The organism is Paenibacillus sp. Aloe-11 (assembly GCF_000245715.1).
GTDB lineage: Bacteria > Bacillota > Bacilli > Paenibacillales > Paenibacillaceae > Paenibacillus > Paenibacillus kribbensis.
This window is the reverse complement of record NZ_JH601049.1, coordinates 382-3,663: the sequence shown is the minus strand read 5'-3', so window position 1 is coordinate 3,663 and position 3,282 is coordinate 382. Positions and strand designations below refer to the sequence as shown.

Annotated in this window: 3 protein-coding genes; all 3 read right to left on the bottom strand. The window is 52.0% G+C overall.

What is annotated here, in order from left to right; genetic code table 11:
- Window positions 1–670: WecB/TagA/CpsF family glycosyltransferase (locus WG8_RS05980; RefSeq protein WP_232289058.1), on the bottom strand; the 670-nt coding region annotated here is incomplete at its 3' end.
- Window positions 645–1,886 carry a glycosyltransferase family 4 protein gene (locus WG8_RS05975; protein WP_007429225.1) on the bottom strand — a complete coding sequence of 414 codons (1,242 nt, stop codon included), beginning with the start codon at window positions 1,884–1,886 and terminating at the stop codon, window positions 645–647. The genes WG8_RS05980 and WG8_RS05975, both read right to left, overlap by 26 nt.
- The gene (locus tag WG8_RS05970) at window positions 1,883–3,178 is read right to left on the bottom strand and encodes a glycosyltransferase family 4 protein (protein WP_007429224.1); all 1,296 of its coding nucleotides are present in this window, start codon (window positions 3,176–3,178) and stop codon (window positions 1,883–1,885) included. Before WG8_RS05970 ends, WG8_RS05975 begins: the two co-directional genes overlap by 4 nt.
- Window positions 3,179–3,282 lie beyond the last annotated feature (104 nt).

Sequence of the window (3,282 nt, the reverse complement as noted above, 5' to 3'; positions counted from 1 at the left end):
GACGGTCCAGCCACTCCAATCCCAGTCTTTGTATCGTTAACGGCGGTCTGAGAACCTTTCCGGTAATATAGTCAAAGGCCGCTCCTACCCCAATCATCACACCCCGAACGCGATCCTTGTTGCGATACATCCATATTTCCTGCTTCGGGCAGCCTAAGCTGACGAATATGATATGCGCACCTGATGCATTGATTTCATGAATGATCCGCTCCTCCTCATCCGGCTGAAGCTCCCGAAATGGCGGTGAAAAGCTGCCTGCGATGCGGATTCCAGGGTAATCCTGTCTCATCCTTTCCTTTAAACTATCTAGCGTATCCGGCGTACTGCCGTAAAAATATACGCTTACCTCCGTCTGTGGCGCACGCTCGCACAGCTTGAGCATCAGACTGGGGCCATCCACCCGATCCTGACGCTCAAATCCGTACAGCTTAAGCGCCCATACCAGTGGCATACCATCAGGAGTACATAAATCTGCACGAGCGAGCGCTTCGTGGAACTCAGGCTGATTCCCCGCCGTGACAATCGAATGCGTGTTGCAGATACAGACATAGCTATTCTTTCGTCCGGCTGCCCATTGCTCCAGCGTGTGCACCGTCTCCTGAAACGTAAGCGCCGCAATTTCTGCGTCCGCGATCCTTCCAACTCTATACTGAGGCAGCTGCTTCATCATTACGCTCCTCCATAGCCTTGCTATATATCGCCATCAACTGCTTGGCATTGACTTCCTCCGTATAGCGTGCAGTGTATATTTCCGACACCTGCTGTCTCATAGCTGCATAGCTTTCACAGGCTACTGCACGGCGAATTACGGTCTTTATATTTTCCAGATCATCATGTTGAAAATGGAAACCCGTCACCCCATCCTCCACCACTTCCTCCAGCGCGCCGATCCGGCTGCACAGCACCGGGGTTCCAACGGAATAGGACTCTACAATCGTCATGGGAAAGCCCTCATACCAAATGGAAGGCACCATGACATACATGGCCCGACTCATGCAATCCAGCACCGTGTCTGCATCCTGCTGGCCGAGAAACCGGATATCCTCCTGCGGGTAAGCGGCGGTCAGTTCAGCCTTTTCCGGGCCGTCCCCAATGATGACCAGTCTCAGGCCCGCCCGATCCTCCAGCCCGGACCAGGCTTGCAGCAGATTGCGCACTCCTTTTTCCCGTGAAATCCGCCCGACAAACAACAGATAACGATCATTCGGGTCATACTTGGCTTCTACTGTTTTAGGGTGAATAAAATTCGGCTTTACTGAGATGCGATCCAGCGGAATGCCGCTTTCCGCAAATTTGTTCCGTGCAAACTCCGTTAGCGCAATGTAGTGGCTTACCTTGTGCTGCCATGTGCCGATCAGCTCGTTGAACTTGATCATTGCCGCCACTGGAATCGTCTGCAGCTGTGAGCCTCGGTAGCAGCCATGGCGGATGGAGTGCAGCAGTGTGCCGTGCAGGCATTTTTCACAAACCTCATTTCCCCGCATAAAGGTCGCCGCCGGACAAATCAGCCTGTAATTATGCAGCGTCTGGACGACCGGAATCCCCAGCCGTTCACAGGCATGGTAGACCGAAGGAGAAATGACCGGAAAAAAATTGTGCACATGCACCACATCCGGCTTCACCTGCAAAAGCAGCTTTTGGATTCTTTTGAATTCCGGCAGGGACCATGTCGCTTCTACCGCCAGCTTTGCCATGTTCGCCAGCCCTTTGCTCTGGATGCTGTCGTTATGCACATAATAATGCTCTGTCTCTATGCCTCTGGAACGCAGCATAGCCGACTCTTGCTCGACAACCTTGTCTTCTCCCCCACTTTGCTGATAAAAGTTGTGGATGATCAGCACCTTGCTTACAGGAGAATTCATCTGCCTGCTAACCTGTTCACTCACGTAGCTGCCCCTCTTTCCTGCGTTGATTGCATGGGACGCCCCGAATCTACGGGCCTCATCGGTTGGTGGCTTAATATTTCATCTGCAATACGGTCCCACGACATGCGCTCAACGGTAAGGGACGCCTGCTCAGCCACACTTTGTCTCAGCTCAGTATGGTTCAGCAAAGCAGATATTCGACCAACCCATTCCTCTTCCGAAAAGCCTCTCAGCATCACACCGTTCACTCCATCCTCAATCAAGGTAACGGAGCCACCATTCACCGAAGAGATAATCGGGACACGAAACAGCATGCTTTCCAGCAGCACCATCCCGAAAATGTCATAGTGGGTCGGAAACAGCATGAGGTCAGCCACACCGTAAACCTGCCACAGATGACGCTGCTCGACCCTTGAAAAATGCAAAATGCTGTCCGTCAGCCCCAGCTCATGAGCATAGGCCCAATAGCGATCCGTATCCGCCTTCCGCCCATCCCCGACCATTAGCAAAAGGCAATCAGGGTGCTTCTGGAGTACTGCTTTGAACAGGCTCAGCATAAAACGAATATTTCTTCGTTCCTCCAGTACGCCGACGTATAGCAGCACCGGGCGATCCCCGATTCGTCTCAGCTCATCCGCGACCTCGCGGTTTTCTTCATGTTCGCCGCTTCCGTCGTTGTCGCTGTTCTCATGGTTGGCACTATTAGATGCTCTCTCTGCTTTGCAATGATCCAGTTTGCTATGATCCAGTCTGCTGTGATCCAGTTTGCTGTGATCCAGTTTGCTGCGATCCAGTCCGACCCCAAGCGTAACCACGTTGTCAAAGCCCTTATTCTCCAGATAACGCTTGGCGAGATCGGATTTGGCGTAGGTACGGCGAACAGACTTTGCTACCTTAGGCAGCAGCAATACATCGTACAGCTTGCGGACCAGCGCGTGTGTATGATCCCGGTACGGTCCGTGATACAGCACCAGCTTATCGGGACATTTTCGTGAAAGCAGATAGGTCATCATCTGGTTGTATTCGGTTGAGATGATCAAATCATAAGCAGCCAAAAACGAATCCTTGAGGACATCCCGGTAGATGCTGTTGCTCAGGAACTTAAGCCCGTGAAGCCAGATGATGCGCAGGGTGCAGCCTTCATGACGGTAGACTTGTTCCAAACGGGTTTCCTTATGGTCGTTGTAGTAGACAATATCGCAATCGTAGCCTTTACGAACGAGCGCTTTGCCCAAGCCGACTTCCTGCAAATTGTACGATGCTCCGTTCACCTTGCTGGCAAAGTTGCGAAGATACAATATTTTTTGAATCATCATCAGGACTCCTGCCATTACATATTGGGTGAGTTATGGTGTGCGGGGTGAGGGCGCTGCGCGTTCCATTTGATCTTCCGCTCGCTGTTGACTCTGAATTTTAT